The following is a 26,807-nucleotide window of genomic DNA, read 5'->3' on the forward strand; positions in this document are numbered from 1 at the left end:
ATCAGGCCCCTTTACGGTGAATAGCGAAGCGGTTGGCGTAACCGTCCGGATCGGTACCGTTCCAGACGGTACCGTCCATCAGGGTGCTGCTGCGATACGGTGATGACGGGGTGGATATGCCTCCCACCGCCGTGGCGGCATCCTGCCAGACCGAGGTCTGGTTAATGCGCTGCGCGATGGCGGCATAATCCGGCGCCGATTTGAGCAAGCCCCAGCGGCGGAACTGGGTTAAAAACCACATCCCGTCGGAGAGGTACGGATAGCTGACGGCACCCTCGTTGAAGAAACGGATCGGATGCGCATCCTGCCAGCGCTGGCCAAGCCCGTTGTCGTACTCTCCCAGCATCCGTCCGGTGAGATACTGCTCTTTGGTGTTCAGCCACGCCCGGCGAGAGAGGATTTGGGCGGTCTCACGTTTGTTGTCTGGTGATGCATCGATCCAGCGTGCGGCTTCCAGTACCGCACTCACCAGCGCCCGCGCGGTGTTCGGGTTTTTCTCCACCCAGTCGCGGCGTGTGCCAAGAATTTTTTCCGGATGATCGGCCCAGATCGACTGGGACGTTGCGGCGGTAAACCCGATGCGGTCGTTAATGGCGCGCGCATTCCACGGCTCACCAACGCAAAAGCCGACCATGTTGCCAATCCGCATGTTCATCACCATTTGCGGCGGCGGCACAACCACGGTCCGGACGTCATCGAACGGATTAATGCCCGCGCTGGCCAGCCAGTAGTACAGCCACATCGCATGCGTACCGGTCGGGAAAGTGTGTGCGAAGGTGTAAGTGCCGGGTGCCTGCTGCCCAATCAGCGTTTTCAGCCCGTCAAGATCGCGAACGCCCTTCTCTGCCAGATCGCTGGAGAGCGTGATGGCCTGACCGTTCTGGTTCAGGGTCATCAGGTTTGCCATCTGCTGTGGCTTACCGGCAAGCCCCAGCTCCAGCCCGTACAGCAGGCCGTAAAGAATGTGGGCGGCGTCCAGTTCGCCGGCCACCAGCTTATCGCGCACGGCTGCCCAGCTTGCCTCTTTGGTTGGCACGATGGTGATGCCATATTTTTTATCAAACCCCTTCAGCGCCGCGATAACCACCGGCGCGCAGTCGGTTAACGGTATAAACCCGATGCGCACCGTCTCCTGCTCCGGTTTATCCGAGCCTGCCGCCCACGCGGCCTGCATGACGCCCGGTAACAACATGGCGCCGCTCGCCAGCATGCTGGCCTGTAAAAACCGCCGTCTCGACAAATCCGCCATGACCACTCCTGAAAAAAAGACAAAAAAAAGCGCCCACCCGTGCCGAAGCACCGCTGGACGCCTTTATCCCGAAGACAGATGCACCGCCGTTGGCGCACCGTCAAAAATGGTTAATCAGATAATGCAAAGGGAATGCCAGGTTTTACTGCCCTGTTTTCCGGGCGTTTACCGGGAATTTCCCCACGACCGCGCACCTCAATCAGGCACTAAATGCCCACTGATTGTGCACCTACTCCTTAGGGGTTACCTGCCACAAGCTCTTCACGGTGAGCAGCGCACGGGCGATATCCACCATGCGCTGGTTTTTGTCCATCGCCATTTTACGCAGCGCCGTCCATGCCTGTTCCTCACTCATCTTTTGATGGGTCATCAGTACGCTTTTCGCTTTATCGATGGTTTTGCGCTCTTCGAGCGTATCGCGCAGTGACGCAAGCTGACGGGAAAGCTGTTCTATCTCGCGCGCCTGCTGGCGAACCAGGGTTAACAAGGGCTTATCCGGGTAAGAGGCCAGCGGATCGTCCTGCTCCTCAGCCGGGAGCGTGTAGTCCTCCTGTCGATGGATATGCTCGTCCACCGCGATCATCAGATCGGCAATAACCATCTCCTCCAGGGTGCGCAGATGCTCAAGGCGTGCCGTTTGCAGAGCAAACCAGGCCAGCGCGGTATGGCCATTGTCAGCGGCTGGCTGGCGGGTACAGGCCAGGCGCCTCAGTTGCTCCGTCTCACGGTCAGGCTGGCAATTCTGGGAAAAGGTGGTTTGCACATCCGCCGTGCTGTGGGTCATGAAAATCTCGAAGCAGGCCTGCTGTCCGTCAATCCGGTCCACCAGCCGCTGACGGATGCCATCGTCAAAATAGCCCTGCGTGAAGCCAATGGCGCCCAGCGCCCGCTCTTGTCCCGCCAGCTCTTTACCCTGCATCAGGCTATAAAGCGCGACAAAACGGCCTGCGATTTGCGGATCGTCAATGCTGTCATTAAGCTGCGGTACGATACTGAGCAGATGACGCAGGATGCGACAATAGTGATCCATCGCCTGCGGGGCCGTAATGGTTTGCTGAATAACACCGTCACGAAGGGCTGACAGGTTATCCAGACTGAGCAGCGCGCCGGCTATACGTTCGCACACGCCGCTGCCCTGGAACGGGGAGTGATTATCCAGAACGTCATAAAGTGCAGTGAGGTTCTCATTCACCAGCGCCCGGCTCGCTTTGCATTCGGCAGCGTACAGCTTACCCTGTGAGCAGAGCCAGACGTTAGAGGCTCCACGCTCGCACTGCAGCATATGCACCAGCAGGCTGATGGCGTTAACCAGCACGCCAAGCTGTGCCAGCCTGCTCAGTTGCTCCCGGCGCATCGACCTTGCACGCTGGAGCCATTCGGTCGCACCTGGCGAAATGCCAGCCATTAATGTCATGCTTACTCTCCCGGACAGCGAAACCCTGGATAGCTAAGCAATATTCGTGCCTTTAAAAGAACAGGAGTCAACATGCAAAAGATTGTTATCGTCGCCAACGGTGCGGCTTACGGCAGCGAATCCCTTTTTAACAGCCTGCGCCTGGCGATTGCGCTACGTGATAGAGAGAGTGAACTGGAGTTACGGCTCTTTTTAATGTCGGATGCGGTCACCGCCGGGCTGAAGGGACAAAAACCGGCAGAGGGTTACAACATCCAGCAGATGCTGGAGATCCTGACCGCGCAAAACGTTCCGGTCAAACTGTGCAAGACCTGCACCGACGGGCGCGGCATCACCGGATTGCCGCTGATTGAAGGTGTGGAAATCGGCACGCTCGTTGAGCTGGCCGAGTGGACTCTGCGCGCCGATAAAGTATTAACTTTTTAATAATAAACCCGTAAAAATATTATTTTCTTATGGACGCGGTTTCAGCATCAAGTTTACCTGCAGGGTTGCCGATAGGCATGGAAACAACACAGCAGGTATTTCACTTATGTTCAGATCCATTCGTGCACGCATCATTGCCGCGACGACAGGTTGTCTGGTCGTCGCCCTTCTTCTTAATACTGTCATCAATTTTCAGGTCACACGCCAGGATAACCAGCAGTCACAGCGCGACATCCTGACCAGCACCAGCGCCAGCCATAACATGGCGATTGCGGACTGGGTGAAGAGCAAAATGACGGTTATCGCCTCCGCACAAACCGTTGCGCTCAGTGACGATCCGGTTCCGGTCTTTAAACAGCTTGCCCAGGCGGGTGGGTTCACTAACGTATACGTTGGCTATGCCAGCAAAACGGCGAAATTCTCTGAACCAGCGGGCGTACCGGCGGATTATGACCCCACGATCCGTCCCTGGTATCAGCAGGTCGTAAACCAGGATAGCCCGGTCGTGACCGCGCCATATGTTGACGCCGGTAGTGGAAAACTGGTGGTGACGTTTGCCGTGCCGGTGAAAGAAAACGGTACCCTGAAAGCCGTGGTGGCTGGCGATGTGGCGATGGACAGCGTGGTTGCTAACGTGCGCGGGATCCACCCAACCCCGGCAAGCAGCGGACTGCTGCTGAATAGCGATGGCACCGTCATTGCCGCCAGCGACCCTGCCCTGACGCTTAAACCGTTCGCCGAAACCCTCAAAGGCATCGACTTTGCGGCGCTGAAAAGCGGAAACCCGGTAAACGGGACCTTCAATGGCGCCGAAAAAACCTTCGTGGCAACCGCCGTGCCGGGCACGAACTGGATGCTGGTTGTTGCCCTGGACACAGGCGATGCCACCTCCGGAATGCGCTCGCTGCTGAAAGCCTCGGCCATCTCGCTGGTGATCCTGGCCTTACTCAGCGGCGCCATTGTTCACTTCCTGATTGCGCGTCTGTTGAAGCGCCTGTCTGACATTCGCGATGCGATGCATAACATTGCGAACGGCACTAACGATCTGTCGCAACGCCTGCCGGAGAGCGGCGATGACGAAGTGGCGCAAATAGCGCAGGCGTTTAACGCCTTCAGCGACAAGCTCTCGGTGGTGATGGTACAACTGCGGGATGCCAGCGCATCGGTGAAAAACGCCGCGCGGGAAATTGCGGCAGGTAACCAGGACCTCTCAGGGCGTACCGAGCAGGCCGCCTCCAGCCTTCGCGAAACGGCCAGCGCCGTAGAAGAGATCACCGCGTCGGTAACCCAGTCGAACGAGTCTGCGGCTGAAGCCAATGACCAGGCGAGTAAGGCCTCTGCGGCGGCGGCTCGCGGCGGCGAGGTGGTATCTCAGGCCATCAGCACCATGCAGTCCATTGAAGTGGCTTCCGCGAAGATTGGCGACATCACCAGCGTGATTGACGGGATTGCCTTCCAGACCAATATCCTGGCGCTGAATGCCTCGGTGGAAGCCGCACGCGCCGGAGAGCAAGGCCGTGGGTTTGCCGTGGTGGCCGGCGAGGTGCGTAATCTGGCCAGCCGCAGCGCGCAGGCGGCGAAAGAGATTAAAACGCTTATCGATTCCACCACCAACAGCGTGGCCACCGGCTCCCGCTACGTTCATCTGGCCGGGGAAAGCATGAACGAAATCCGCTCCAGCATCGGTAGCGTGTCGGGCATCATGCGTGAAATCTCCATCGCCACCAGCGAGCAGATGAAAGGCATCCAGGAGATTAACCATGCGGTGACCCATCTGGACAGAATGGTTCAGCAGAACGCCGAACTGGTGGTGCAATCTGCCGCTGCAGCCGGCGCGCTGCAGAGCCAGGCGGGCGACCTTGCTGAAACTGCCGGGCATTTCCGCATTTAATGTTAGGGTGGCGCGCGTTCACCGGGCAAAACGCGCGCCAGAGTAAATTTTCAGGAATTTTGTCATTTTTGTTTAATCGTTACGCCATTTTTTGATCAAAGTCAGCATCCTCACCCTCCCCCTTTGGTGTTATGCCATGAGTGAATTGTGAACAATATCACGCTCGGATATGGCAGCAGGGAGAGCGTTGTTTAAGACTACGGGGTAAAAAATGGCACTGGTAAAAACAAGTTTGAAATTGTTTGGCGGGGATACGGTCGTGGTGCGGTGTTCTGAGCGCTGCCGCATTCATTTGATGAGTTCGAAAGCACAACAACACTCGCAGGCGGATATCCTGACCGTGCAGGATGACAAGGCATGGCTTACCGTGCCGTACACCGGCACGTGGGATGTCCTGATTGACAGCCATAGCCAGTCACTGGAGCATTCCGTAAGCTACGTTGCTGCATAAGAGACAAACGCCCGGTCAGCTCACGCAGCCGGGCGCATTCTCAGGCAAAACCGGGACGCAGCGTATTATTCAGCGGGTTCCCTTCCAGCAGCGCTTTCACTTTCACCACCAGCTCATTCAGACAATCGTCCTTCATGCCGAGGCGCGTCAGCTCCTGGTCGAGCGAAAAGAGATACTGCGCGTTGGTGCCCAGCGGTCCACTGGCGGCAGCGATCAACGGGGCAATAACCTGCGTGCGGGTATCCGCTTCATACAGCGGATGGCGCGGATCCATAATAAACACCAGCGCGTTAACGGTACGTCCGTCATCGAGTTCCAGCTTGCACCAGCTCGGCATATAGCAGCCGGTGATCATCTCGCGCTTCCACAGCAGCGTCAGTTCGTCTTCCAGCGTTGCATCCGGCAGACGGTAGGCCACCCCCGTGGTGCGTCCGCCTTCTTTTAGTGCAAGCATGCGTCCAGGCTGACACGCGCTACCTCGACCGGCCGTCAGGCGCAAACAAAATGCGCGATGCCAGCCAGGAAGTGTACCTGTTGCCGATTCGACAAATTCGAGAGCCGGGTTCCACATCAGCGAACCGTAGCCAAAAATCCATACCGGGCCATCATCCGGGCGGCACGCCAGCGTGGCAGCGAGCGACGCCGCACGTTGTTCAGCTGACCAGAGAAGCGATTCCTCAATAGCACCAAATGCCGTCTTACAATCTGCCTTCATTAAGAAATCACGCGTTAACACTTTCCACCTCCGCCACTGCATGCTTCCTTGCGACATCTGTAATCCGCCTTCCCGGCATTGTGTGCTGGTCATTTTGCCAGCAGTTGAGTAACGATAAGCAATTCACGGGCCAGTTGCAATACAACGGAAGTTCAACCGCCTGAAAAGTCAAAACGAAGGCAGCGAATGATTTCACGGCTATTTCTTTTTATGCCATTTATCGTCGTCTCCTTTCTCATATTCATGTTTTACTGCGGCCCAGGCGACTTTGTGCGCGGTCTCTTCACGGCTGGCATCATCACGTCGATCTTCTTTATCTTTGTATTGATCCCAGGCGCTGTTAAAGGCCTCTTTGTAGATATTCTGCGCGTGCGCGGGCAATACGTGTTGCACGCTGTCTGGTAATTCGCGTTTCGTTTTATATGGCATAGCTAACCCCTCTTTTGGTTAAAGAGGTAAGTGTGGACGACGATACGGCATGGTGCCAGTCAATTAAGAATTATGCGTAAATGATAATTTTAATATTATGTTATTAAAGGATTAATTATAGAACACACCATATTATCGACCCCACACAGCCAAAAAATTACAAACAGTAAAATTGAGTAAAAAATCAAGGGTATTTAACAGAGATCTGTTAATTTAATGACCGAAAATTCTATCTATAATTACAAGCACCTGCATTGATGGAGAAGCACATGACAGCAGCACACGAGGCGGTGAAGACCCGCCACAAGGAGACATCACTCATTTTCCCGGTCCTGGCACTGGCTGTGCTGCTCTTCTGGGGAAGCAGTCAGTCACTGCCAGTGGTAGTTGGTATCAATATTCTTGCTCTGGTGGGTATCTTAACCAGCGCCTTTAGCGTTGTTCGCCATGCGGACGTATTAGCCCATCGCCTGGGTGAGCCTTACGGCTCGCTAATTCTCAGCCTTTCGGTGGTTATCCTCGAAGTCAGTCTGATTTCCGCGCTGATGGCGACCGGTGACGCCGCACCGACCCTGATGCGTGACACCCTCTACTCCATCATTATGATTGTGACAGGTGGTCTGGTGGGCTTTTCACTGTTACTGGGCGGCCGCAAATTTGCGACCCAGTACATGAATCTGTTCGGCATAAAACAGTATCTGATTGCCCTTTTCCCGCTGGCAATTATTGTGCTGGTCTTCCCGATGGCATTGCCGGGGGCCAATTTCTCAACCGGTCAGGCGCTGCTGGTTGCGCTGATTTCCGCAGCCATGTACGGTGTATTCCTGCTGATTCAGACCAAAACGCACCAGAGCCTGTTCGTCTATGAACATGAAGATGATGGCGACGACCCGCATCACGGTAAGCCGTCGGCTCACAGCAGCGCGTGGCATACGGTTTGGCTGATCGTACATCTGATTGCGGTTATCGCCGTGACCAAAATGAACGCCAACCCGCTGGAGACGCTGTTAACCGAGGTGAATGCCCCGGTCGCGTTTACCGGTTTCCTGGTGGCGCTACTTATCCTGTCGCCTGAGGGTCTGGGGGCGCTGAGAGCGGTGCTGAACAATCAGGTGCAACGCGCAATGAATCTGTTCTTTGGCTCGGTCCTGGCGACAATCTCACTCACCGTGCCGGTGGTGACGCTGATTGCCTTTATGACCGGTAACGAGCTGCAGTTCGCGCTGGGTGCGCCAGAGATGATTGTGATGGTGGCTTCACTGCTGCTGTGTCAGATATCCTTCTCGACCGGGCGCACCAACGTGCTGAACGGCGCGGCGCACATGGCGCTGTTTGTGGCCTATCTGATGACGATATTTGCCTAAGCGTTGTTCGGTGAGGCTCTGAGGCCACACCCGCCCCCCCTTCCATCGGAAGAGGAATAACCAAAAAAAAACCCGCCGAAGCGGGTTTTTTTATTAGTGGCTGGTATCCAGCTCGTCGAAACTCTTCACCAGATCGTCAATCGCTTTGATCTGTTTCAGGAACGGCTCCAGTTTAGCCAGCGGCAATGCGGATGGGCCGTCGCACTTCGCGTTGTCCGGGTCCGGGTGCGCTTCAATGAACAGACCGGCCAGGCCAGTCGCCATACCGGCGCGCGCCAGCTCGGTGACCTGCGCACGGCGGCCGCCAGAAGCTGCACCAAACGGGTCGCGGCACTGCAGCGCATGGGTCACATCGAAGATGACCGGAGACTGGTTGGACACGTTCTTCATCACGCTGAAGCCGAGCATATCAACGACCAGGTTGTCGTAACCGAAGTTTGCGCCACGGTCACACAGAATCACTTTGTCGTTGCCGCCTTCGATAAATTTATCGACGATGTTACCCATCTGGCCAGGGCTCACGAACTGAGGTTTCTTCACGTTGATGACCGCGCCGGTTTTCGCCATCGCTTCCACCAGGTCCGTCTGACGCGCCAGGAACGCCGGCAGCTGGATAACGTCGACAACGTCCGCAACAGGCTGCGCCTGAGAAGCTTCGTGCACGTCGGTGATCACTTTCACGCCAAAGGTCTGTTTCAGTTCCTGGAAAATTTTCATCCCCTCTTCCAGGCCCGGGCCACGGTAAGAATGAATGGAGGAACGGTTGGCTTTGTCAAAAGAGGCCTTAAACACGTACGGGATACCCAGTTTCTGGGTCACGGTCACGTAGTGCTCGCAGATACGCATCGCGAGATCACGGGATTCCAGCACGTTCATACCGCCAAACAGCACGAACGGCAGGTCGTTTGCCACGTTGATATCACCAATGCTAACCACTTTTTGTTTCATAGGATCGCCTTATTCAGGTGTGAATCGGAATTAAGATTAATGCAGTGTAATTTGTTTGTGTGAGATCGCGTTGATCTGCGCACGAATCATTTCGCTAATCGGGTCTTCCGGGCATTGCTCAACGAAATAATTCAGATCGTTCAGCGCCACATGCTCGCAATCAAGCTGGGCATAAATCAGCCCGCGATCGCGGATTTCGTACGGATCTTCCGGATTAAACTGCAGAAGCACTTCGCTGGCACGTAATGCCAGTTCCATCTGACGCTCTTCCATCAGCGCAGATTTCAGCGTATCCAGCAGTTTACGGATCACCTCGGCGTTATCCGCCTCGTCGAGATCTTCATTAAAGAGCTCGGCAACCGGGCTGATATTGCCTTTTAACCAGACGTCCAGCGTATGCTCATCCAGCGTATCGCCGTTAAACGGATTGATGAGCCACATCTCACCGTCCAGCCACTCCGCTCGCAGGATCATCTGCGTCGGGAAAATGACCGGCACCAGTGGAATATCCAGACGATGCGCGACCCACAGCAAAATGGAACCCAGCGCAACCGCGCTGCCCTGACGATTTTTTAGGACCTGATCCAGCCATAGTGCGTCAGACAGACGATACACGCCACGCGTGTCGCAGAAACCCCATTCGCCGTAGAAAAGCTCAAGCAGCTTCTCTAATTGCCAGTCCTGCGGGCGCGCCTGATTGATCTCTTCACGCGCCAGGCTGACCAGATTCTCCAGCTCTTCGTAGACGTACTGCGACGTAAAATCGTCGCGGATCATCTCCGAAATCAGGATCATGCCATCGCAAAGCGGCACTTTATTAAATTCGAAATCGGCTAAGGACCTCATGACTTACCCCAGTAACGGTATTCTTGTGGTGGCGAGTTTAATGATGATGTACAGCACCACCAGCCCCAGCAGAAAGGCGATAAAACCGGCCTGCTGGCTGCGCGGACGACGACGCCCAAGCGCGATAAAACCCAAAACGATGTAGATGATAACGCCAAACAGCTTTTCAGTCAGCCATGCGCCTTTATCAGTAAATGGCAGATAGCCGGTCTTCCACATTAATCCGGCCCCTGAGAGAAACAGCACCGTGTCAATACAGTGCGGCGCAATACGCACCCAGCGGGCGTCAATCAGCGGATTATTGCTGTAACGCCACCCGTAACGGACGATGAAAAAGCTGATGGTCAGGGCAACGGCTATCAGGTGGGCCGTGATCAGCACGGTAAACAGACTCATGCCCATTGTCCCAGCGTCAGACGGTCGTTGCCGCCATAGTCGCGGCAGGTCTCCACCGCACGATAACCTGCAGCGATGAACACGTCACGCACCGCGTCCCCTTGCGTCCAGCCATGCTCCACCAGCAGCCAGCCGCCGGGGAGCAAATGCTGTCGTGACGTTGTCACAATATGCACAATATCCGCCAGCCCTTCGTTGGCAGAGACCAGCGCCGTCAGCGGTTCGAAACGCACGTCCCCCTGCGTCAGGTGCGGGTCATGCTCGTCGATATAGGGAGGGTTGCTGACAATCATCCCGAACGTGCGGTTATCCAGCGCGCTAAACCAGCTGCTTTGCAGAACGGTGACGTTCGGGAAGCCCAGACGCGCCACGTTACGCTGCGCCAGCGCTACCGCATCGGGCATCACGTCAACCGCCGTCACCTCGCAGTCCGGACGCTCGCTGGCCAGCGCCAGGGCAATTGCACCTGTGCCGGTTCCAAGATCGAGAATTCGGCAGGCTTGTGCGGGTAAACGCGACAGCGCCTGCTCCACCAGACACTCGGTGTCCGGACGGGGGATCAGGGTCGCTGGGGAGACGTACAACGGCAGTGACCAGAACTCACGCTCCCCGACCAGATGCGCCACCGGCTCACCGGTTTTGCGTCGGGCAAGCAGCGTAGCGAGCTGCGCTTCCTGCTCAGCGCTCAGCTGAGTCTCGCCGAAAGCCAGCAGGTAAGTGCGGGCTTTCCCCGTCACAAACTCAAGCAAAATTTCGGCGTCACGTTTAGGGCTTTCGCTCGCGGAAAGCTCACTGGCGGCCTGCCGTAACCAGTGCTGAAACTCCATTATTCCTGCTCGGACAGTGCTGCCAGCTGGTCGGCCTGGTATTCCTGCACGATAGGCTCAATCAGCATATCCAGCTTTCCTTCCATCACTTCGTCCAGACGGTACAGGGTCAGGTTGATGCGGTGGTCGGTAACACGGCCCTGCGGGAAGTTATAGGTACGGTTACGGTCGCTGCGATCGCCGCTGCCCAGCAGGTTACGACGCGTGGAGGCTTCCGCCTGCTGACGTTTTGCCATTTCAGCCGCGTGGATACGCGCACCCAGCACGGATAAGGCTTTGGCTTTGTTCTTGTGCTGTGAACGTTCGTCCTGGCACTCCACCACGATGCCGGTTGGCAGGTGGGTAATACGGATAGCGGAATCGGTGGTGTTAACGTGCTGACCACCTGCCCCGGAGGAGCGGAAGGTATCGATACGCAGGTCCGCCGGGTTGATGTCGGGCAATTCTGCTTCAGGCAGCTCTGGCATCACCGCAACCGTACAGGCAGAAGTGTGAATTCGCCCCTGAGATTCGGTGGCAGGTACGCGCTGCACGCGATGACCGCCGGATTCAAACTTCAGTCGACCGTACACGCCGTCACCGCTGATTTTAGCGATAACCTCTTTGTAGCCGCCATGTTCACCGTCGTTGGCGCTCATGATCTCAACGCGCCAGCGACGCGCTTCGGCGTAGCGGCTGTACATACGGAACAGATCGCCGGCAAACAGTGCCGCTTCGTCACCGCCGGTCCCGGCGCGGACTTCGACAAAGGCGTTACGCTCATCGTCCGGATCTTTTGGCAGCAGAAGCACCTGCAACTGTTGCTCCATCTCTTCAGAACGCGCTTTTGCATCCAGCAACTCTTCCTGCGCCATCTCGCGCATTTCAGGGTCGTCGAGCATCATCTGCGCGGTTTCAATATCTTCCTGGACCTGTCGCCAGTCGGTAAAGCATTTTGATACATCACTCAACTGCGCGTATTCACGCGAGAGCGCGCGAAAACGTTCCTGGTCAGCAATGGTCCCGGCATCGCCGAGCAGCGCCTGTACTTCTTCATGGCGCTCGTGCAGAGCTTCCAGTTTAGCGACGATAGAAGGCTTCATAGGCGTAAATGCACCTTGTAATAGAAAATGGGTATAGGGCGCTATTCCAGCCCGAGGCTGTTGCGCAGAATAGTCAGGCGTTCATCATCCCCGTCACGGGCAGCCTGCTGAAGAGATTTGGTTGGTGCATGGATCAGGCGGTTGGTCAGTTTCCAGGCCAGATCCTGCATAATGGCTTCTGCGTCGCCGCCCTGCTGAAGGGCGGCCAGCGCTTTGGCGGTCAGGTCATCACGCACCTGCTCCGCCTGACCGCGGTACTCGCGGATAGTCTCGCTGACGCTTTGCGCGCGCAGCCAGGCCATAAACTCACTCGTTTCCTGCTCTACAATGGTTTCCGCCTGAACCGCCGCCGCTTTACGCTGGGCAAGGTTATGCGAAATGATGCTTTGCAGGTCGTCCACGCTGTAAAGGTAGGCGTTCGCCAGTTTACCGACTTCCGGTTCGACATCGCGCGGGACGGCAATATCCACCAGCAGCATCGGTTGATTACGGCGGGATTTCAGCGCTCGCTCGACCATCCCTTTACCGATAATCGGCAGCGGGCTGGCGGTAGAGCTGATAATGATATCTGCCTCTTTCAGGCGCTCATCGATGTCGCTCAGCGCAACCACCTCGGCACCCACCTCGTCCGCCAGCACCTGTGCACGTTCGCGGGTACGGTTAGCGATAATCATCTTTTTAACTTTGTGTTCGCGCAGATGGCGCGCCACAAGTTCGATGGTTTCACCCGCCCCGACCAGCATCACAGTGACGGTCGACAGGGATTCAAAGATTTGACGGGCCAGGGTACAGGCCGCGAAAGCAACAGAAACCGCACTGGCACCAATGTCGGTTTCGGTTCGCACACGCTTCGCCACGGAGAATGACTTCTGGAACATACGCTCCAGTTCACTGGCTTTCAGATGCCCTTTTTGCGAATCGGCAAACGCCTTTTTCACCTGACCGAGAATTTGCGGCTCGCCGAGCACCAGCGAGTCCAGGCCGCTGGCCACACGCATCAGATGGCTGACTGCATCGTTATCCTGATGCCAGTAGAGGCTATTACGCAGCTCTTCTTCGTTGAGGTTGTGGTAATCACATAACCAGCGGATCAGCGCTTCATGCAGGTTGTCCTGCTCTTCAACGCTTAGGTAGAGTTCAGTACGGTTGCACGTCGAGAGCACCACGCCACCCTGCACCATCGGCTGTGCAAGCAGGCTGTCCAGCGCCAGGTCAAGCGTATCCGGCGAAAACGTGACGCGTTCTCGCAGCGAAACCGGGGCTGTTTTGTGGTTAATACCGAGTGCTAATAGGGTCATGTTGAGCGGGAGTAGTACCAGCGTTAATAAGGTTAGCAGAACGCATCATACAGGATGCGCGAGATCAATAAAAGAGACTGCCCCCTTTCGGAGTAATAGCTTATACAATGCTTTGAGATAATTTGAACGTAGACGGTGGCACCCTTCGACGCTAGCATTAACAGTTATAACTGCAACGTATCTCAAGGATTTGTCCTCATTATGACCCGACTGATTCGCCTGCTGCCCCTGGCGGCACTGGTTCTGACCGCATGTACCGTCACCCAACCTAAAGGCCCGGGCAAAAGCCCTGATTCACCGCAGTGGCGTCAGCACCAGCAGGACGTCCGCAATTTGAGCCAGTACCAGACCCGTGGTGCCTTCGCTTATCTCTCTGATGAACAAAAAGTGTATGCGCGTTTCTTCTGGCAGCAAACCGGGCAGGACAACTATCGCCTGCTGCTGTTAAACCCACTGGGCAGCACCGAACTGGAGCTTATCGCCAAACCGGGTGAAGCGCAGATCACCGACAACAAAGGCCAGCACTATACCGCCACCGACGCCGAAGAGATGATCGGCAAGCTGACCGGAATGCCTATTCCGCTGAACAGCCTGCGCCAGTGGATCCTGGGCCTGCCGGGTGACGCGACCGACTACCAGCTTGACGACCAGTACCGTCTGAGCCAGGTGAACTACACCCAGAACGGCAAAACCTGGAAAGTGGTGTACAGCGCCTATGACAGCAACACCAGGCCTTCCCTGCCATCCAACATGGAACTGACCCAGGGCAGCCAGCGCATCAAGCTGAAAATGGACAACTGGATCGTTAAATGATGACCCACTGGCCTTCTCCGGCAAAACTGAACCTGTTTTTATACATCACCGGACAGCGTGCTGACGGGTACCATACCCTGCAGACGCTGTTTCAGTTTCTTGATTACGGCGACACGATCGCGATTGACCCGCGTCAGGACGGCGAGGTTTGCCTGCTGACGCCGGTTAACGGTGTGGCGCATGAAGATAACCTGATCGTGCGCGCTGCACGTCTGCTGATGAAAGCGGCGTCGGACACCGGTCGCCTGCCGGCAGGAAGCGGCGCGGATATCCGTATTGAGAAGCGTCTGCCGATGGGCGGTGGACTGGGCGGTGGCTCATCAAATGCCGCCACCGTGTTGGTTGCCCTGAATCACCTCTGGGGCTGCGGATTATCTCAGGATGAGCTGGCAGCGTTAGGCTTAACGCTGGGGGCGGACGTCCCGGTCTTTGTGCGCGGTCATGCGGCGTTTGCTGAAGGGGTGGGCGAAATACTTTCCCCGGTCGAGCCGCCGGAAAAATGGTACCTGGTGGCCCACCCGGGCGTCAGCATTCCGACCCCGGTCATCTTCAACGATCCTGACCTGCCACGGAATACCCCGGTGCGGTCAATAGAAACGTTATTAAATTGTGAATTCAGCAACGATTGCGAGGTTATCGCAAGAAAACGTTTTCGCGAGGTTGATGCGGTGCTTTCCTGGCTGTTAGAATACGCGCCGTCGCGCCTGACTGGCACAGGGGCCTGTGTCTTTGCTGAATTTGACACCGAATCCGCCGCTCGTCAGGTGCTTGAGCAAGCGCCGGTTTGGCTGCATGGTTTTGTAGCACGTGGGATGAACACCTCCCCCCTACAGCAAGCCATTCTGGCGCAGACTGAGTTTCGGTGACAACGTCACCCTGTTCCAGACGTTGCATCGCGCTCTTTAATACACCGCCTGGATAGCATTTCGCCTGGCCCGCACAGTTTGCGGCGAACGCTATCCACCACTGGACGCATGCCTGAGGTTCTTCTCGTGCCTGATATGAAGCTTTTTGCTGGTAACGCCACCCCGGAACTAGCACAACGTATTGCCAACCGCCTGTACACTTCCCTCGGCGACGCCGCTGTAGGTCGCTTTAGCGACGGCGAAGTCAGCGTACAAATCAATGAAAATGTACGCGGTGGTGATATTTTCATCATCCAGTCCACCTGTGCTCCAACAAATGACAACCTGATGGAACTGGTTGTTATGGTCGACGCCCTGCGTCGCGCTTCAGCAGGCCGTATCACTGCTGTTATTCCTTACTTCGGCTATGCTCGTCAGGACCGTCGTGTCCGTTCCGCGCGTGTGCCAATCACTGCCAAAGTTGTCGCTGATTTCCTCTCCAGCGTTGGCGTTGACCGTGTTCTGACCGTTGACCTGCATGCAGAACAGATCCAGGGCTTCTTCGACGTTCCGGTTGATAACGTATTCGGTAGCCCAATCCTGCTGGAAGACATGCTGCAGCTGAATCTGGATAACCCAATCGTGGTTTCTCCGGACATCGGCGGCGTGGTACGTGCTCGAGCTATCGCTAAGCTGCTGAACGATACCGACATGGCAATCATCGACAAACGCCGTCCACGCGCTAACGTTTCTCAGGTGATGCACATCATCGGTGACGTTGCTGGCCGTGACTGCGTGCTGGTTGACGACATGATCGATACCGGCGGTACGCTGTGTAAAGCAGCAGAAGCGCTGAAAGAGCGTGGTGCCAAGCGCGTATTCGCCTACGCGACTCACCCGATCTTCTCCGGCAATGCAGTAAACAACCTCCGCAACTCCGTTATCGACGAAGTAGTGGTGTGCGATACCATCCCACTGAGTGACGAGATCAAAGCGCTGCCAAACGTGCGCACCTTGACCCTGTCCGGGATGCTGGCCGAAGCGATTCGTCGTATCAGCAACGAAGAATCTATCTCAGCAATGTTCGAACACTAATCGAACACGGCCGAAAAACCCGCTGCGGCGGGTTTTTTTGTCTCTGATATTTATTTGTATGATCAATGCCTCCTTCACCTGCCATTCATATGACAGATGATGCGCACACGGATGAGAGATAATTGTGAAACACGTAACCTCCTCACATGTTCTTCCCTTTCGCGCCCTCATCGACGCTTGCTGGAAAGAGAAATACACCGCTTCACGTTTTATGCGTGACCTTATTGCCGGTATCACCGTCGGGATTATCGCCATTCCGCTCGCCATGGCACTGGCAATTGGCAGCGGCGTAGCACCGCAGTATGGGCTTTACACGGCGGCCGTCGCCGGGATTGTGATTGCGCTAACGGGCGGGTCTCGCTTCAGCGTTTCCGGCCCGACAGCCGCATTTGTGGTGATCCTCTATCCCGTTTCTCAGCAGTTTGGCCTGGCAGGCCTGCTGGTCGCCACCCTGATGTCCGGCGTCTTTTTGATCCTGTTTGGTCTGGCCCGTTTTGGCCGGCTGATTGAATACATTCCCCTTTCCGTGACGCTGGGGTTCACCTCCGGGATTGGCATTACCATCGGGACAATGCAGATCAAGGACTTCCTCGGCCTGCAGATGGCCCACGTCCCTGAACATTACCTGCAAAAAGTCGGGGCGCTGTTTATGGCGCTCCCCACCGCCAACCCGGGCGATGCCGCCATCGGGATTGTTACCCTGGGCACGCTGATTATCTGGCCTCGTTTAGGCATTCGTCTGCCTGGCCACCTGCCCGCCCTGCTGCTGGGCTGTGCGGTGATGGCCATCGTTAATCTCTTTGGTGGCCACGTCGCGACCATTGGATCTCAGTTTCACTATGTTCTCGCTGACGGTTCACAGGGAAGCGGTATTCCTCAACTGTTACCGCAACTGGTACTGCCATGGGATATGCCGGGTTCCAGCTTCACCTTAAGCTGGGACTCCCTGCGCGCCCTTCTGCCCGCGGCCTTCTCAATGGCGATGCTGGGGGCCATTGAATCCCTGCTCTGTGCCGTCGTGCTGGACGGCATGACCGGCACCAAGCATAAAGCCAACAGCGAACTGGTTGGGCAGGGTCTGGGCAACCTCATCGCCCCGTTCTTTGGCGGTATTACGGCAACAGCGGCCATCGCCCGCTCTGCGGCAAACGTACGTGCCGGGGCGACGTCGCCGGTATCGGCAGTTATCCACTCCGTGCTGGTGATCCTCGCCCTGCTGGTCCTCGCCCCGCTGCTCTCCTGGCTGCCGCTTTCAGCCATGGCAGCCCTGCTGCTGATGGTGGCGTGGAACATGAGCGAAGCACATAAGGTGGTCAATCTGCTGCGTCGCGCACCGAAAGACGACATCATCGTGATGCTGATTTGTATGTCGCTGACCGTGCTGTTCGATATGGTTATCGCCATCAGCGTCGGGATCGTGCTGGCCTCCCTGCTGTTTATGCGCCGTATTGCGCAGATGACGCGCCTTTCCCCGGTTAACGTAGAGGTACCTGACGATGTGCTGGTGCTGCGTGTGATTGGCCCGTTGTTCTTTGCTGCCGCGGAAGGTCTGTTCAGCGAACTGGAAACCCGTATCGTGGGCAAACGCATTGTTGTGCTGAAATGGGATGCCGTGCCGGTGCTGGATGCGGGTGGTCTGGATGCCTTCCAGCGCTTCGTTTCGCGTCTGCCGGAAGGCTGTGAACTGCGGGTGAGTAATCTCGAATTCCAGCCGCTGCGCACCATGGCGCGCGCTGGCGTGCAACCGATCCCTGGCCGCCTGGCCTTTTATCCCAACCGTGAAGCCGCGTTAGCGGATCTGTGAATGCCCTGATGCAGAGAAACGTCTCTGCATCATCACGGCTATCGCCTGCTGGAGCCATGCAAGCACGGCAGGCGTCATCCATGTTCCTTTCATCAGATGCGGCTCCTGCTGCATGGCAACGCGAAACTTTTGCTGGGTTTCAGGATTCGTTCCCGCGTATGACTGGAACAATACCCGCCAGTGTTCAGCGAGCATCTGCGCCTCACCGGAAGACGGGTCAAGGTTTTCCCGCTGCGCCTGATGCAATTTCGCTACCAGTGGCGGCCACTCCATCATGCGATCAAAATAGTGTGCGCGGGTAAAGGCCATCTCTTCTGCAGAGAGATACTTTTCCCAGATGGCAAGCTTCGATTCGGCAAACGCCCGCGTAATATAGTCAGTCATTTCCGCCGTAATACCTGTCTGCTCACGCATCTGCGGCTCGACGCTGTGCATCTCGTTCAGCCGGGTGAGAAATTCCGGCTTACCTGCCGTATCTTGCTCCAGGCGTGACATCCAGCGCGTCGCCAGATCCCTGGCACGGGGATCCGAAACGTCGATATTATGCTTCAGCAGGTTATTTGCCTCAGCAACCAGACCTGACCAGATATCCGCAAGTGCCTCCTTCTGTACGGCAAACGGCAACTGCTGTAACTCCTCTTTGCTAAACCAGCGTTCGTACATATTCATTAACTCCAGAGTCTGTAGCCAGGATTCCAGATTGGGTGCCGCATCGTTGGTAAGCCCGGTACGCAATTCCACCAGTCTCTCGCGCAGCGTCAGCATGCTGCGCAGTTGCTTATCCAGCAAACTGATTTGCGCATCGAGTAATTCGGTTAACGACAGCGACTCTTGTTTCAGAAAATCCCTGATTTCAGCAAGTTCCAGCCCGGCTTTTGCCAGCACCTGAATCATATGCAGACGTTGCACATCCGCCAGATTATACAGCCGGTAACCTGCCGCACTTCTGGCAGAAGGCAGTAACAACCCTGTTTGCTCATAGTGATGCAATGTTCGCACGGTGATCCCGGCACGTTTCGCGAGTTCACCCACCTGAATCAACATAACTGCTCCTTTTACTTTGCCAGTGGCACCACTCTGAAGCCTTACGTTACGTGAGGGTCAACCTTTCATGCAAAAAAAAACGACTCCATAAGGAGCCGTTTCGGTGTTCTTTCGTCGTAGCACGTTAGCTGTGTTTGTGCTGGTCCCTGCGGCAGCGCTTATCGTAATGGCGCACCCACCAGTATTTATCGCAGACTTCTTCATGTCCACTCACGCGTGCACCGGCAAGCCATAGCACTGCACCAAGGAAGATACTCAATACCGCGCCATGCGCGAAGTATTGCGGAAGGTCAAGCTGCGGCAATTGGTTTAAAATTGAATAACCCACGCCAGCGACCATCACAAACAGTCCCAACCCCATCAGCACATTACCGAGTATCGAAGCGTTTTTGCGTTTCATATGTCACCTCCGGAACTTTGGGTTGTAAGGGGAAAAGCCCCTGATCCTTGTGTGTAAAGTATAGACAACGGCTCTTTTATGAGTTGCGTGAATGATCACATTTACAGATAACTCCCAGACAAAAGTTTACAAATAACACATTGAACAGCTTGAAATTCTAATTGTTCAGATAAGTAATTATTCATATCTCGCGGTTCGGGCAGCAGAATTTTGTCAAGCGGCGCGTCAGACAGTAAACTACGCGCCAGATCTGGAACCCATTAGGAATTGAATCGTGACGATTAAACTGATTGTCGGCCTCGCGAACCCAGGCGCAGAGTACGCGGCGACCCGCCACAATGCCGGTGCCTGGTACGTTGATCTGCTGGCCGAACGGTTACGTGCTCCCCTGCGTGAAGAACCAAAATTCTACGGGTATACCTCACGTATCAATCTTGCTGGCGCAGATGTTCGTCTGCTGGTGCCCACCACCTTTATGAACCTGAGCGGCAAAGCTGTTGCAGCCATGGCGACGTTTTATCGCATTAACCCGGATGAAATTCTGGTGGCCCACGATGAGCTGGACCTGCCCCCCGGTGTGGCAAAATTCAAACTGGGCGGTGGTCATGGCGGTCACAATGGTCTGAAAGACATTATCAGCAAGCTGGGCAATAACCCCAATTTCCACCGTTTGCGTGTGGGAATCGGCCATCCGGGCGATAAAAACAAAGTTGTCGGTTTCGTACTGGGTAAGCCACCGGTTTCTGAGCAGAAACTGATTGACGAAGCGGTCGACGAAGCGGTGCGCTGCACTGAAATCTGGCTGCAGGATGGCCTAACCAAAGCGACAAACCGCTTACACGCTTTCAAAGCGCAATAATCCGCCCGATACGGCTTTTTTACCGCGCGTGGTGCGGGTAACGTGTATAATAGGCGTAGTTATTTACTTTTCATCAATCGGTTATCGTTAACGGATTGATTATCAAGATATTAAGGTGATTTAGAAATGGGATTCAAATGCGGTATCGTCGGTCTGCCAAACGTGGGCAAATCCACCCTGTTCAACGCGCTCACCAAAGCAGGTATTGAAGCGGCGAACTTCCCGTTCTGTACCATCGAACCGAACACCGGCGTTGTGCCAATGCCCGATCCGCGTCTGGACCAGCTCGCGGAAATCGTGAAGCCGCAGCGCATTCTGCCGACCACCATGGAGTTCGTGGACATCGCGGGCCTGGTGAAAGGTGCATCCAAAGGCGAAGGCCTCGGTAACCAGTTCCTGACCAACATCCGTGAAACGGAAGCAATTGGTCACGTTGTGCGTTGCTTCGAGAACGACAACATCATCCACGTTAACAACAAAGTGGACCCGGCTGACGACATCGAGGTGATCAACACCGAGCTGGCACTGTCTGACCTCGACACCTGTGAACGCGCTATTCACCGCGTGCAGAAGAAAGCCAAAGGTGGCGACAAAGACGCGAAAGCAGAACTGGCTGCGCTGGAAAAATGTCTGCCACAGCTGGAAAACGCGGGCATGCTGCGCGCGCTGAAAAACCTGACGGAAGAAGACAAGGCGGCAATCAAATACCTGAGCTTCCTGACTCTGAAGCCAACTATGTACATTGCCAACGTTAACGAAGACGGTTTCGAGAACAACCCATACCTGGACAAAGTGCGTGAAATCGCGGCGGCTGAAGGTTCAGTGGTTGTAGCGGTTTGCGCTGCCGTTGAATCCGACATCGCAGAGCTGGACGACGCTGACCGTGATGAATTCATGGCCGAGCTGGGTCTGGAAGAGCCGGGCCTGAACCGCGTGATCCGTGCAGGCTATGAGCTGCTGAACCTACAGACCTACTTCACCGCAGGCGTGAAAGAAGTGCGTGCGTGGACCATCCCTGTCGGTGCGACTGCACCTCAGGCGGCCGGTAAGATCCACACCGACTTCGAGAAAGGCTTCATTCGTGCGCAGACTATCGCATTTGAAGACTTCATCACCTACAAGGGTGAGCAAGGCGCGAAAGAAGCAGGCAAGATGCGTGCGGAAGGGAAAGATTACATCGTTAAAGATGGCGATGTGATGAACTTCCTGTTTAACGTTTGATTTGTTTTGAATGAAAAAAATCCACGCTTTGGCGTGGATTTTTTTATTCCAAGATTAATTCCCCGGTTAGTATTACATTTAAAAAACCCCCTCTTTGAGAGGATGATCTTTTATTCCTCCCCAAGGGTCATCTAGTAAAAACTTAGCAGCAACAGCTTCTTTTGCCGGTACAAGAGTGAAATTATAGTAAATTTCATCGCCTTCACAAATCTCATAAAAGAGTGAATAAACTTTATCGTTCACATCTATATTTAAATCGAATTTCTCCGTTGCAGAAGCGATTTGCAGCTTATGTTTATCCGTAATGAAAAATGGTACAACAATACAGCGCTGAGCATTTTCATCCAATTTGAAAGCATTCTCTATTTTGATATTGACGTTTGCTCCAAACGCGTCCTCTGGTAATGGATCGAATATAACATAATCCTTGTGTAGAACAGCGCCTTGAGAAACATTGCCTTTTCCCCACTGACTCAGCTTTTCGTCATAGTCTCGGGATCGTAACAATATTTGACTATGCGAAATAAGTAGATCTACTGTTTGCATGCTCTTATCACTCATTATATTACCTCGACTTTTATTCTTGTTCCATCTGGCAGTTCTGATAAAACATTACCAATACTTGAACCTGCACCACGGTTATCACTAGGATCTATATATCTTACGCTAGCGCCATCACCGCCTTCTTTAAACATCGCCATAGGCCATTCATCACGATCATAACCAGGCTTTGTTTTGATATTTTTTAGACTCGTTTTCCTGTTAGCTTTCGCAGTGCCTCGTTGGATTGTTACAACCTTTGCATGCCCTAAATCGATCGCGTCTGATATGTGACCAAACGTTGCAGGATATTCAGAGCGTTTCAATTTCAAAACGTATTCGTAATTTTTTGACTTCGATTTTGTTAAAGTGCAACCAGCTAAACCCAGAGGATCTATCCAGGTAAGAGGGTTAATAGTATATTTATATAAGTTTATCCCCCCCGCCAGCCCTATCGGGTCCTGCTGCGTAAACCGCCCGCAGTCCGGGTCGTAATACCGGAAGAGATTGTAGTGCAGCCCTGTCTCACGGTCCAGGTATTGCCCCTGCATGCGCAGGTTCTGAGAATATCCTGATACCTGCGTCTCGCTTTCCCGCAGCAGCTTGCCCCAGGCGCTGTTCACCCCTTCCCAGCGCACCAGCCCTTCGATATCCGTCATCCGCTCCGGCGTGCCGTTGGGCTGACAGTGGAACCAGAAGATCTCCGGGGCATCTACGCCGTCAATACGCGCCAGCGGGTCGTAGCTGTCCTGATCGCTGTAGACGTAGGTCAGCGGCACATCCCCGTGCACCTCCTGCAGCAGGCGGAACCCTTCCCAGACAAACCGGGTGGTAACCGGCTTGCCGGTTGGCTGTCCGCCCAGCATCTGGCGTCGCGTTTTGCTGATGCGTCGCCCGAGTGGATCGTAGCGGAAGCTGACCTGCGTCTGCGGTTTGTTGCGGTCCCGCGGCTGGCTGATGACTTCCGTCAGACGGTGCTCACCGTCGTAGCGGTAGTGCCAGCGGGTCTGGCCGTTATCCTTCTCCACGGTGCGGCCGTGGATGTCATAACGCCAGCGAATGCCGTTCAGTTGCGTCAGGCGGTTGTGCGTGACCTTCTCAGCAGAACCTTCAAGCGGGTTACCGGCAGCATCCCAGCGCCACTGCTCCTGGCCAGGCAGCGTGCCGTCCTGAACAAGCAAACGCCCGGCGCTGTCGTACTGCCAGCGGTACCAGCTGAACGGGTTATCGTCCCGCTCTTCCCGCACCAGGTTATTGCGGTAGTCGTAATCCCAGCGGCGGGACCAGCGGCGCGGCGACGGGCGCTGGGCATTGCCGGTAAAGACGTCCCGGCGATGCAGTCGCCCAAGACGATCGTATTCGCTACGGGTGGTCAGCAGCCCCTGGGTGCGGCTGGTCTCACGGTGGAGTTCGTCACGGGTAAAATCAGAGACCGACAGCTTATCGAGGGCAATGCTGAGCAGATGCCCGCTGCCGTAGTAGAACTGTTTCAGCTCGCGGCCATCGGGCAGCGTGACGGAAGTGCGGTTGCCGAGAGCATCATACTCCCATGCCAGCTCACCGTGCTCGCCCACTTCACGCGTGACACGCCCCAGGGCGTCATACTCAAAGGCAAGTTCCTGTTCTGCCTCTGCACTCCAGGCGTCAACGGAAAGTGCCGGATGAAGTCCAATACGACTCAGCAAACCTGACGGTGTGTAGTGATAACGGGTCTGCCCTTCCGGCGTGGTGCGGGCAACCAGCTGGCCACTGGCGCTCCAGGCGAAGGCATGGGTGATGGCTTCCGGATGACCGGCGGCAAACGTGCGCGCTATCGTACGCCCGCAGGCGTCATAGCGATACTGTGAGGCCACGCCATCGAGCCCCACCTCTTCCAGCAGCAGCGAGTCCGCGCCCCAGCGGAACTGGTACGCTTCGCCGTTTTCATTTTCCAGGGCAATCAGTCGCCCGCGGCTGTCCCAGCGGCGGCGGACCTCTTCACCCTGAGTATTACGCGTAGCGGTTAATCGTCCTGCCTCGTCATATTTAAACTCACTTTCTTTGCCATCAGCGCCCGCATGCGTCACCGGCAGGCCGCGTTCGTTCCATGCGAGCGACTCTGTCCAGCCTTCCGGTCGATCGAGTTGCACCGGACGCCCTGCGGCATCGTAGCGATAGCGCGTCTCTTCGCCGTCAGCGCCGATCTCAGTCGTTAACCAGCCCAGCGGATGATAGGTATAGCGGGTTATTCGTCCTGAACAGTCTGTGGCACGAATGACCTGCCCGGCCTCGTTGTACTCCTGGTAGCGACGGTTTCCCGCGGCATCAACTTCTTCAACGACCTGACCAAACTCGTCCCGGCGCAGCAATGTTGTCTGCCCCATCGGGTCTACCACACGCTTCAGCCCGTGATGTTCGTCGTACCAGAAACGGGTCGCACTGCCGTCGGCTTCAATGATGGCTGACGGCAGCGCGCGGTGCTCCAGCCAGGTGGTGGTGCGGGTATTGCCGTCGGCGTCGATTTCCTGCACCCGGTTGCCCATTTCGTCGTAGACGAAGGTGACGGCGTTCCCGAGGGGATCGACGCGACGGGTCAGAAGTTCGTTTTCATCCCACTCGTAGCACCAGTTTTCACCGCGCTCGTCAACGTAGCGGACAATCAGATTTTGCGCGTTCCAGTAGTGCTTACGCGTCTGGCCATCGTAGTGCTCGACGGTCGTCAGCCCGGCGGCTAAATCATAGGTGAAGCGGCAGCCGTCGCCGGTGCTGGTGCGGTTTTCCACCACGCGCCAGTGGTCGAATTTTTGCCAGCGGTATTCGCTCTCCAGCCCGCCTGGCAGGCGGTGCCAGACCATCAGGCCGTGGTCGTTATAGCGGTATTCACGCGTTACTACGCCAGAGGCATCCGTCGCACTCGCCAGCTGGCCACGCGCATCGTAACCCCACTGCATCAGCGGCCAGGTACGGTTGCCGTCAAAATGGCTGGCAGAGGTGGCGCGCTGTGGGAAACGCTCATCTTCATAGCGCAGGGTGACATCAATCGCCCGTGGCTCATCGTGAAGATTGACCAGCCTGCCGTGTTCATCCCACTCCGTCAGCAGCGCGTTACCGTATTCGTCGCTGAGGGAGGCCAGACGCAGGATGGTGGGATTCGCCCGGGTCGGTTTATACAGACGCCATACCGCGCCGTCATCGTCGGCAATCGCCACGTCGCCGCTCTCATTGCGGCGGATGATGATGCCTTCGCTGATGCTGTAAAACGCGCGATCGACGGGCGGCAGCTCAAAGCTTAGCTCACGGCCGGTTTCGTCGAACCAGGTCGCGTTGTTCTCTTCGAGCGTCAGATAGCTGTCAAAGGTTGTCGCCCAACCCAGACCAAACAGCCCTTCACGGGTGGTCAGGCTGTTGTAGCTGCGCTGCCAGCGCAGCGGGATGCGTCCCGGCAGTGAGAAATCGAGTTCATCGTCATCATTCAGCACCTTTACGCCGGTGGCGGCGTGAACCGGGTGCGAGGAGCCAAACACAGCATTAACGGCCATATCGGCCAGCATGCCACCGCCGGCTGCCGCCAGTGCACAGGGCATATTTTTCAGGATTTTACCCGGACGTCCGCGCAGCAGGGAGAGCGCAATCATCCCCAGCGCCAGACCCGGCGTTTTACCGCTTTTGATATCGCGGACCGTGAGCGTGTCCCCGCCGATGATCACATTCGGGGAGACATCGTCGGAAACGGTGCCTTCGCAGGTGGTGCGATCTTTTGCACGTACCGCGGGCTGTCCGTTGATAAAGACGCTTTTAGAGCCTTCCGCCAGATACTGCGGCCCGGAGTGCTTTTCGCACGCCACCTTGTCTTCTTCCAGCGGCGAGGTTCCCGCGGCGGCAGAAGCCACGCTCGGCTGCCACATCTCGCTGCCAAACTGTCCAGCGGCGGAAAGCAGCATGCCGGCGTAATCGGCAAAGCTGCCCGGAGACTGTGGTTCAGGTGACGGTGTGTCGGCGGGCGTCAGCGTCCCGGCCGCTCGTGCAGCGGGAATCGCGTTCGTCAGAACGTTATCAGACCCGGTGGTGATTTTGCCCGCTGGCGACGGTGGGAACAGCGCGTTGCCTAAGCCTTCGGCGGCGTTGCTGATATCGTCAGTTATACCTGCCACGTTTGCCAGTACGCCGCCAATGATCCCACTTAACAGACAGCTGGATCCAATAGCCGCCACGCCCGCAGCGGCGGCACCCGCCCCCAGCAGCGGAGCAGCAACGGTTGCCGCCGCGCCCACGGCAGCGCCGATAACGGCATAGGCCGCACCTTCCGCCACAATACTGGTGATATCCGCAAAAATGCTGGAGTGAATGATCTCGTCGCCCTGACGGGCCGCGTTATTATCGCTCATGCCTTACACATTCCGGTTGTCGTTTAGCGTCAGACTCTGCTTAAGTGCGCTCCAGCGCACCTCATCCTCTGCGGTGAATGCTCTGAGCGCCGAGAGGGTAAAAATCATCAACACCGGCTTGCCCGGCGTTTGTACGGCCAGCTGTTTTTGCCAAATGCGCTGTCCGTTACTGTCAAAAGTCGTCTCGACTTCCAGCGCGTTAATTTTTCCGTCAGGCCCGACCTTTACGCCCTGGAATGCGCTTTGGGCAATCTCGCCCATCTGCGGACGTAGTAGTTCCCACTGGCGGTGAAACTCTTTCTCATAGTCGCTGCCATCCGGGATACCGCCGCGGCTGACCACGACGGACAATCCGCTTTCGTTATCGCGAATAATATTCATACTGTTGTCCTGCCAGGCAGCAGGAAAAAGGGAAAACGAACCTTCCTGGAGGGTATATTTCATCGCTGAACTCGTGTCTCAAATTGCTGAAGGGATTTACATGCC

The 26,807-nt window shown here is 55.9% G+C and carries 25 protein-coding genes; 10 read left to right on the forward strand and 15 right to left on the reverse strand.

From position 1 onward, the window contains the following. Position 1: 1 nt before the first annotated feature. On the reverse strand, positions 2-1,249 hold the full coding sequence (locus HV340_RS12600) for a CmpA/NrtA family ABC transporter substrate-binding protein (protein WP_025203917.1): 1,248 nt from the start codon (positions 1,247-1,249) through the stop codon (positions 2-4). A 229-nt stretch (positions 1,250-1,478) separates the two neighbouring features. Beyond that, on the reverse strand, positions 1,479-2,663 hold the full coding sequence (nasR, locus tag HV340_RS12605) for a nitrate regulatory protein NasR (protein ID WP_047744785.1): 1,185 nt from the start codon (positions 2,661-2,663) through the stop codon (positions 1,479-1,481). Between the two features lie 72 nt (positions 2,664-2,735). Between nasR and HV340_RS12610 the strand changes: the two genes are divergently transcribed. The 3 genes from HV340_RS12610 to HV340_RS12620 all read left to right on the forward strand — a co-directional run bounded on the left by HV340_RS12610 (position 2,736) and on the right by HV340_RS12620 (position 5,431). Beyond that, positions 2,736-3,089 (forward strand): DsrE/DsrF/TusD sulfur relay family protein, encoded by a 354-nt coding sequence (locus HV340_RS12610; protein ID WP_047744786.1) that lies wholly within the window; start codon positions 2,736-2,738, stop codon positions 3,087-3,089. A 106-nt stretch (positions 3,090-3,195) separates the two neighbouring features. Next, on the forward strand, positions 3,196-4,980 hold the full coding sequence (locus HV340_RS12615; protein WP_063924865.1) for a methyl-accepting chemotaxis protein: 1,785 nt from the start codon (positions 3,196-3,198) through the stop codon (positions 4,978-4,980). Between the two features lie 211 nt (positions 4,981-5,191). Further along, complete coding sequence (locus HV340_RS12620; protein ID WP_014170489.1) at positions 5,192-5,431, forward strand: DUF1883 domain-containing protein; 240 nt, start codon at positions 5,192-5,194, stop codon at positions 5,429-5,431. A gap of 40 nt (positions 5,432-5,471) precedes the next feature. Here HV340_RS12620 and HV340_RS12625 read toward each other — a convergent pair whose 3' ends face one another. After that, a complete protein-coding gene (locus HV340_RS12625; protein WP_020882351.1) occupies positions 5,472-6,167 on the reverse strand; it encodes a gamma-glutamylcyclotransferase in 696 nt (231 codons plus the stop codon). A 177-nt stretch (positions 6,168-6,344) separates the two neighbouring features. Next, entirely contained in the window at positions 6,345-6,575 is a 231-nt protein-coding gene (chaB, locus tag HV340_RS12630; protein ID WP_181216008.1) for a putative cation transport regulator ChaB, read from the reverse strand. Between the two features lie 269 nt (positions 6,576-6,844). Here chaB and chaA point away from each other — a divergent pair, with 269 nt between their 5' ends. Beyond that, positions 6,845-7,939 (forward strand): sodium-potassium/proton antiporter ChaA, encoded by a 1,095-nt coding sequence (chaA, locus tag HV340_RS12635; protein WP_181216009.1) that lies wholly within the window; start codon positions 6,845-6,847, stop codon positions 7,937-7,939. A 93-nt stretch (positions 7,940-8,032) separates the two neighbouring features. Here chaA and kdsA read toward each other — a convergent pair whose 3' ends face one another. Genes kdsA through hemA form a run of 6 tightly spaced genes read right to left on the reverse strand, consistent with a single transcriptional unit; the run spans position 8,033 to position 13,336 of the window. Continuing rightward, complete coding sequence (kdsA, locus tag HV340_RS12640) at positions 8,033-8,887, reverse strand: 3-deoxy-8-phosphooctulonate synthase (protein WP_014170494.1); 855 nt, start codon at positions 8,885-8,887, stop codon at positions 8,033-8,035. A 36-nt stretch (positions 8,888-8,923) separates the two neighbouring features. Continuing rightward, positions 8,924-9,733, reverse strand: a complete 810-nt coding sequence (gene sirB1 / locus HV340_RS12645) for an invasion regulator SirB1 (protein WP_014170496.1) — start codon at positions 9,731-9,733, stop codon at positions 8,924-8,926. A 3-nt stretch (positions 9,734-9,736) separates the two neighbouring features. Beyond that, a complete protein-coding gene (gene sirB2, locus HV340_RS12650) occupies positions 9,737-10,129 on the reverse strand; it encodes an invasion regulator SirB2 (protein ID WP_059305521.1) in 393 nt (130 codons plus the stop codon). Continuing rightward, the gene (prmC, locus tag HV340_RS12655) at positions 10,126-10,956 is read right to left on the reverse strand and encodes a peptide chain release factor N(5)-glutamine methyltransferase (RefSeq protein WP_059305520.1); all 831 of its coding nucleotides are present in this window, start codon (positions 10,954-10,956) and stop codon (positions 10,126-10,128) included. Before prmC ends, sirB2 begins: the two co-directional genes overlap by 4 nt. After that, entirely contained in the window at positions 10,956-12,038 is a 1,083-nt protein-coding gene (prfA, locus tag HV340_RS12660) for a peptide chain release factor 1 (protein WP_014170499.1), read from the reverse strand. Before prfA ends, prmC begins: the two co-directional genes overlap by 1 nt. A 41-nt stretch (positions 12,039-12,079) precedes the next feature. After that, positions 12,080-13,336, reverse strand: a complete 1,257-nt coding sequence (gene hemA / locus HV340_RS12665; protein WP_014170500.1) for a glutamyl-tRNA reductase — start codon at positions 13,334-13,336, stop codon at positions 12,080-12,082. Between the two features lie 201 nt (positions 13,337-13,537). Between hemA and lolB the strand changes: the two genes are divergently transcribed. The 4 genes from lolB (at position 13,538) to dauA (ending at position 17,893) form a co-directional block, all read left to right on the forward strand. Then, positions 13,538-14,149, forward strand: a complete 612-nt coding sequence (gene lolB / locus HV340_RS12670) for a lipoprotein insertase outer membrane protein LolB (protein ID WP_025203912.1) — start codon at positions 13,538-13,540, stop codon at positions 14,147-14,149. Then, entirely contained in the window at positions 14,146-15,015 is an 870-nt protein-coding gene (gene ispE / locus HV340_RS12675) for a 4-(cytidine 5'-diphospho)-2-C-methyl-D-erythritol kinase (RefSeq protein WP_059305519.1), read from the forward strand. Before lolB ends, ispE begins: the two co-directional genes overlap by 4 nt. A gap of 126 nt (positions 15,016-15,141) precedes the next feature. Next, positions 15,142-16,089: a ribose-phosphate diphosphokinase gene (gene prs / locus HV340_RS12680; RefSeq protein ID WP_003856663.1), complete on the forward strand. Its 948-nt coding sequence runs from the start codon at positions 15,142-15,144 to the stop codon at positions 16,087-16,089. A gap of 124 nt (positions 16,090-16,213) precedes the next feature. After that, a complete protein-coding gene (dauA, locus tag HV340_RS12685; RefSeq protein ID WP_059305518.1) occupies positions 16,214-17,893 on the forward strand; it encodes a C4-dicarboxylic acid transporter DauA in 1,680 nt (559 codons plus the stop codon). Here the strand turns inward: dauA and HV340_RS12690 are convergent. Both HV340_RS12690 and ychH read right to left on the reverse strand, forming a co-directional pair. Continuing rightward, the gene (locus tag HV340_RS12690) at positions 17,879-18,937 is read right to left on the reverse strand and encodes a MerR family transcriptional regulator (protein WP_020882341.1); all 1,059 of its coding nucleotides are present in this window, start codon (positions 18,935-18,937) and stop codon (positions 17,879-17,881) included. The two genes, dauA and HV340_RS12690, sit on opposite strands and share 15 nt — an antisense overlap. Before the next feature lie 124 nt (positions 18,938-19,061). Continuing rightward, entirely contained in the window at positions 19,062-19,337 is a 276-nt protein-coding gene (gene ychH, locus HV340_RS12695) for a stress-induced protein YchH (protein WP_014170506.1), read from the reverse strand. 274 nt (positions 19,338-19,611) lie between these two features. Between ychH and pth the strand changes: the two genes are divergently transcribed. Together pth and ychF are read left to right on the forward strand one after the other, a co-directional pair. Beyond that, a complete protein-coding gene (gene pth / locus HV340_RS12700) occupies positions 19,612-20,196 on the forward strand; it encodes an aminoacyl-tRNA hydrolase (RefSeq protein WP_006175913.1) in 585 nt (194 codons plus the stop codon). 126 nt (positions 20,197-20,322) lie between these two features. Then, entirely contained in the window at positions 20,323-21,417 is a 1,095-nt protein-coding gene (gene ychF, locus HV340_RS12705; RefSeq protein ID WP_014170508.1) for a redox-regulated ATPase YchF, read from the forward strand. 78 nt (positions 21,418-21,495) lie between these two features. Here the strand turns inward: ychF and comJ are convergent, their stop codons facing one another. From comJ to HV340_RS12720, 3 genes are read right to left on the reverse strand one after another with little or no spacing between them, the layout of a single operon-like run. Then, positions 21,496-21,978, reverse strand: a complete 483-nt coding sequence (gene comJ / locus HV340_RS12710) for a competence protein ComJ (protein WP_059305517.1) — start codon at positions 21,976-21,978, stop codon at positions 21,496-21,498. Then, complete coding sequence (locus tag HV340_RS12715; RefSeq protein WP_074176872.1) at positions 21,978-26,321, reverse strand: RHS repeat-associated core domain-containing protein; 4,344 nt, start codon at positions 26,319-26,321, stop codon at positions 21,978-21,980. Before HV340_RS12715 ends, comJ begins: the two co-directional genes overlap by 1 nt. A gap of 3 nt (positions 26,322-26,324) precedes the next feature. Next, positions 26,325-26,765 carry a DcrB-related protein gene (locus HV340_RS12720; protein ID WP_025203902.1) on the reverse strand — a complete coding sequence of 147 codons (441 nt, stop codon included), beginning with the start codon at positions 26,763-26,765 and terminating at the stop codon, positions 26,325-26,327. Between the last annotated feature and the right edge of the window lie 42 nt (positions 26,766-26,807).

This window comes from Enterobacter sp. RHBSTW-00975 (assembly GCF_013615235.1).
In the GTDB taxonomy this organism is placed as follows: domain Bacteria; phylum Pseudomonadota; class Gammaproteobacteria; order Enterobacterales; family Enterobacteriaceae; genus Enterobacter; species Enterobacter ludwigii.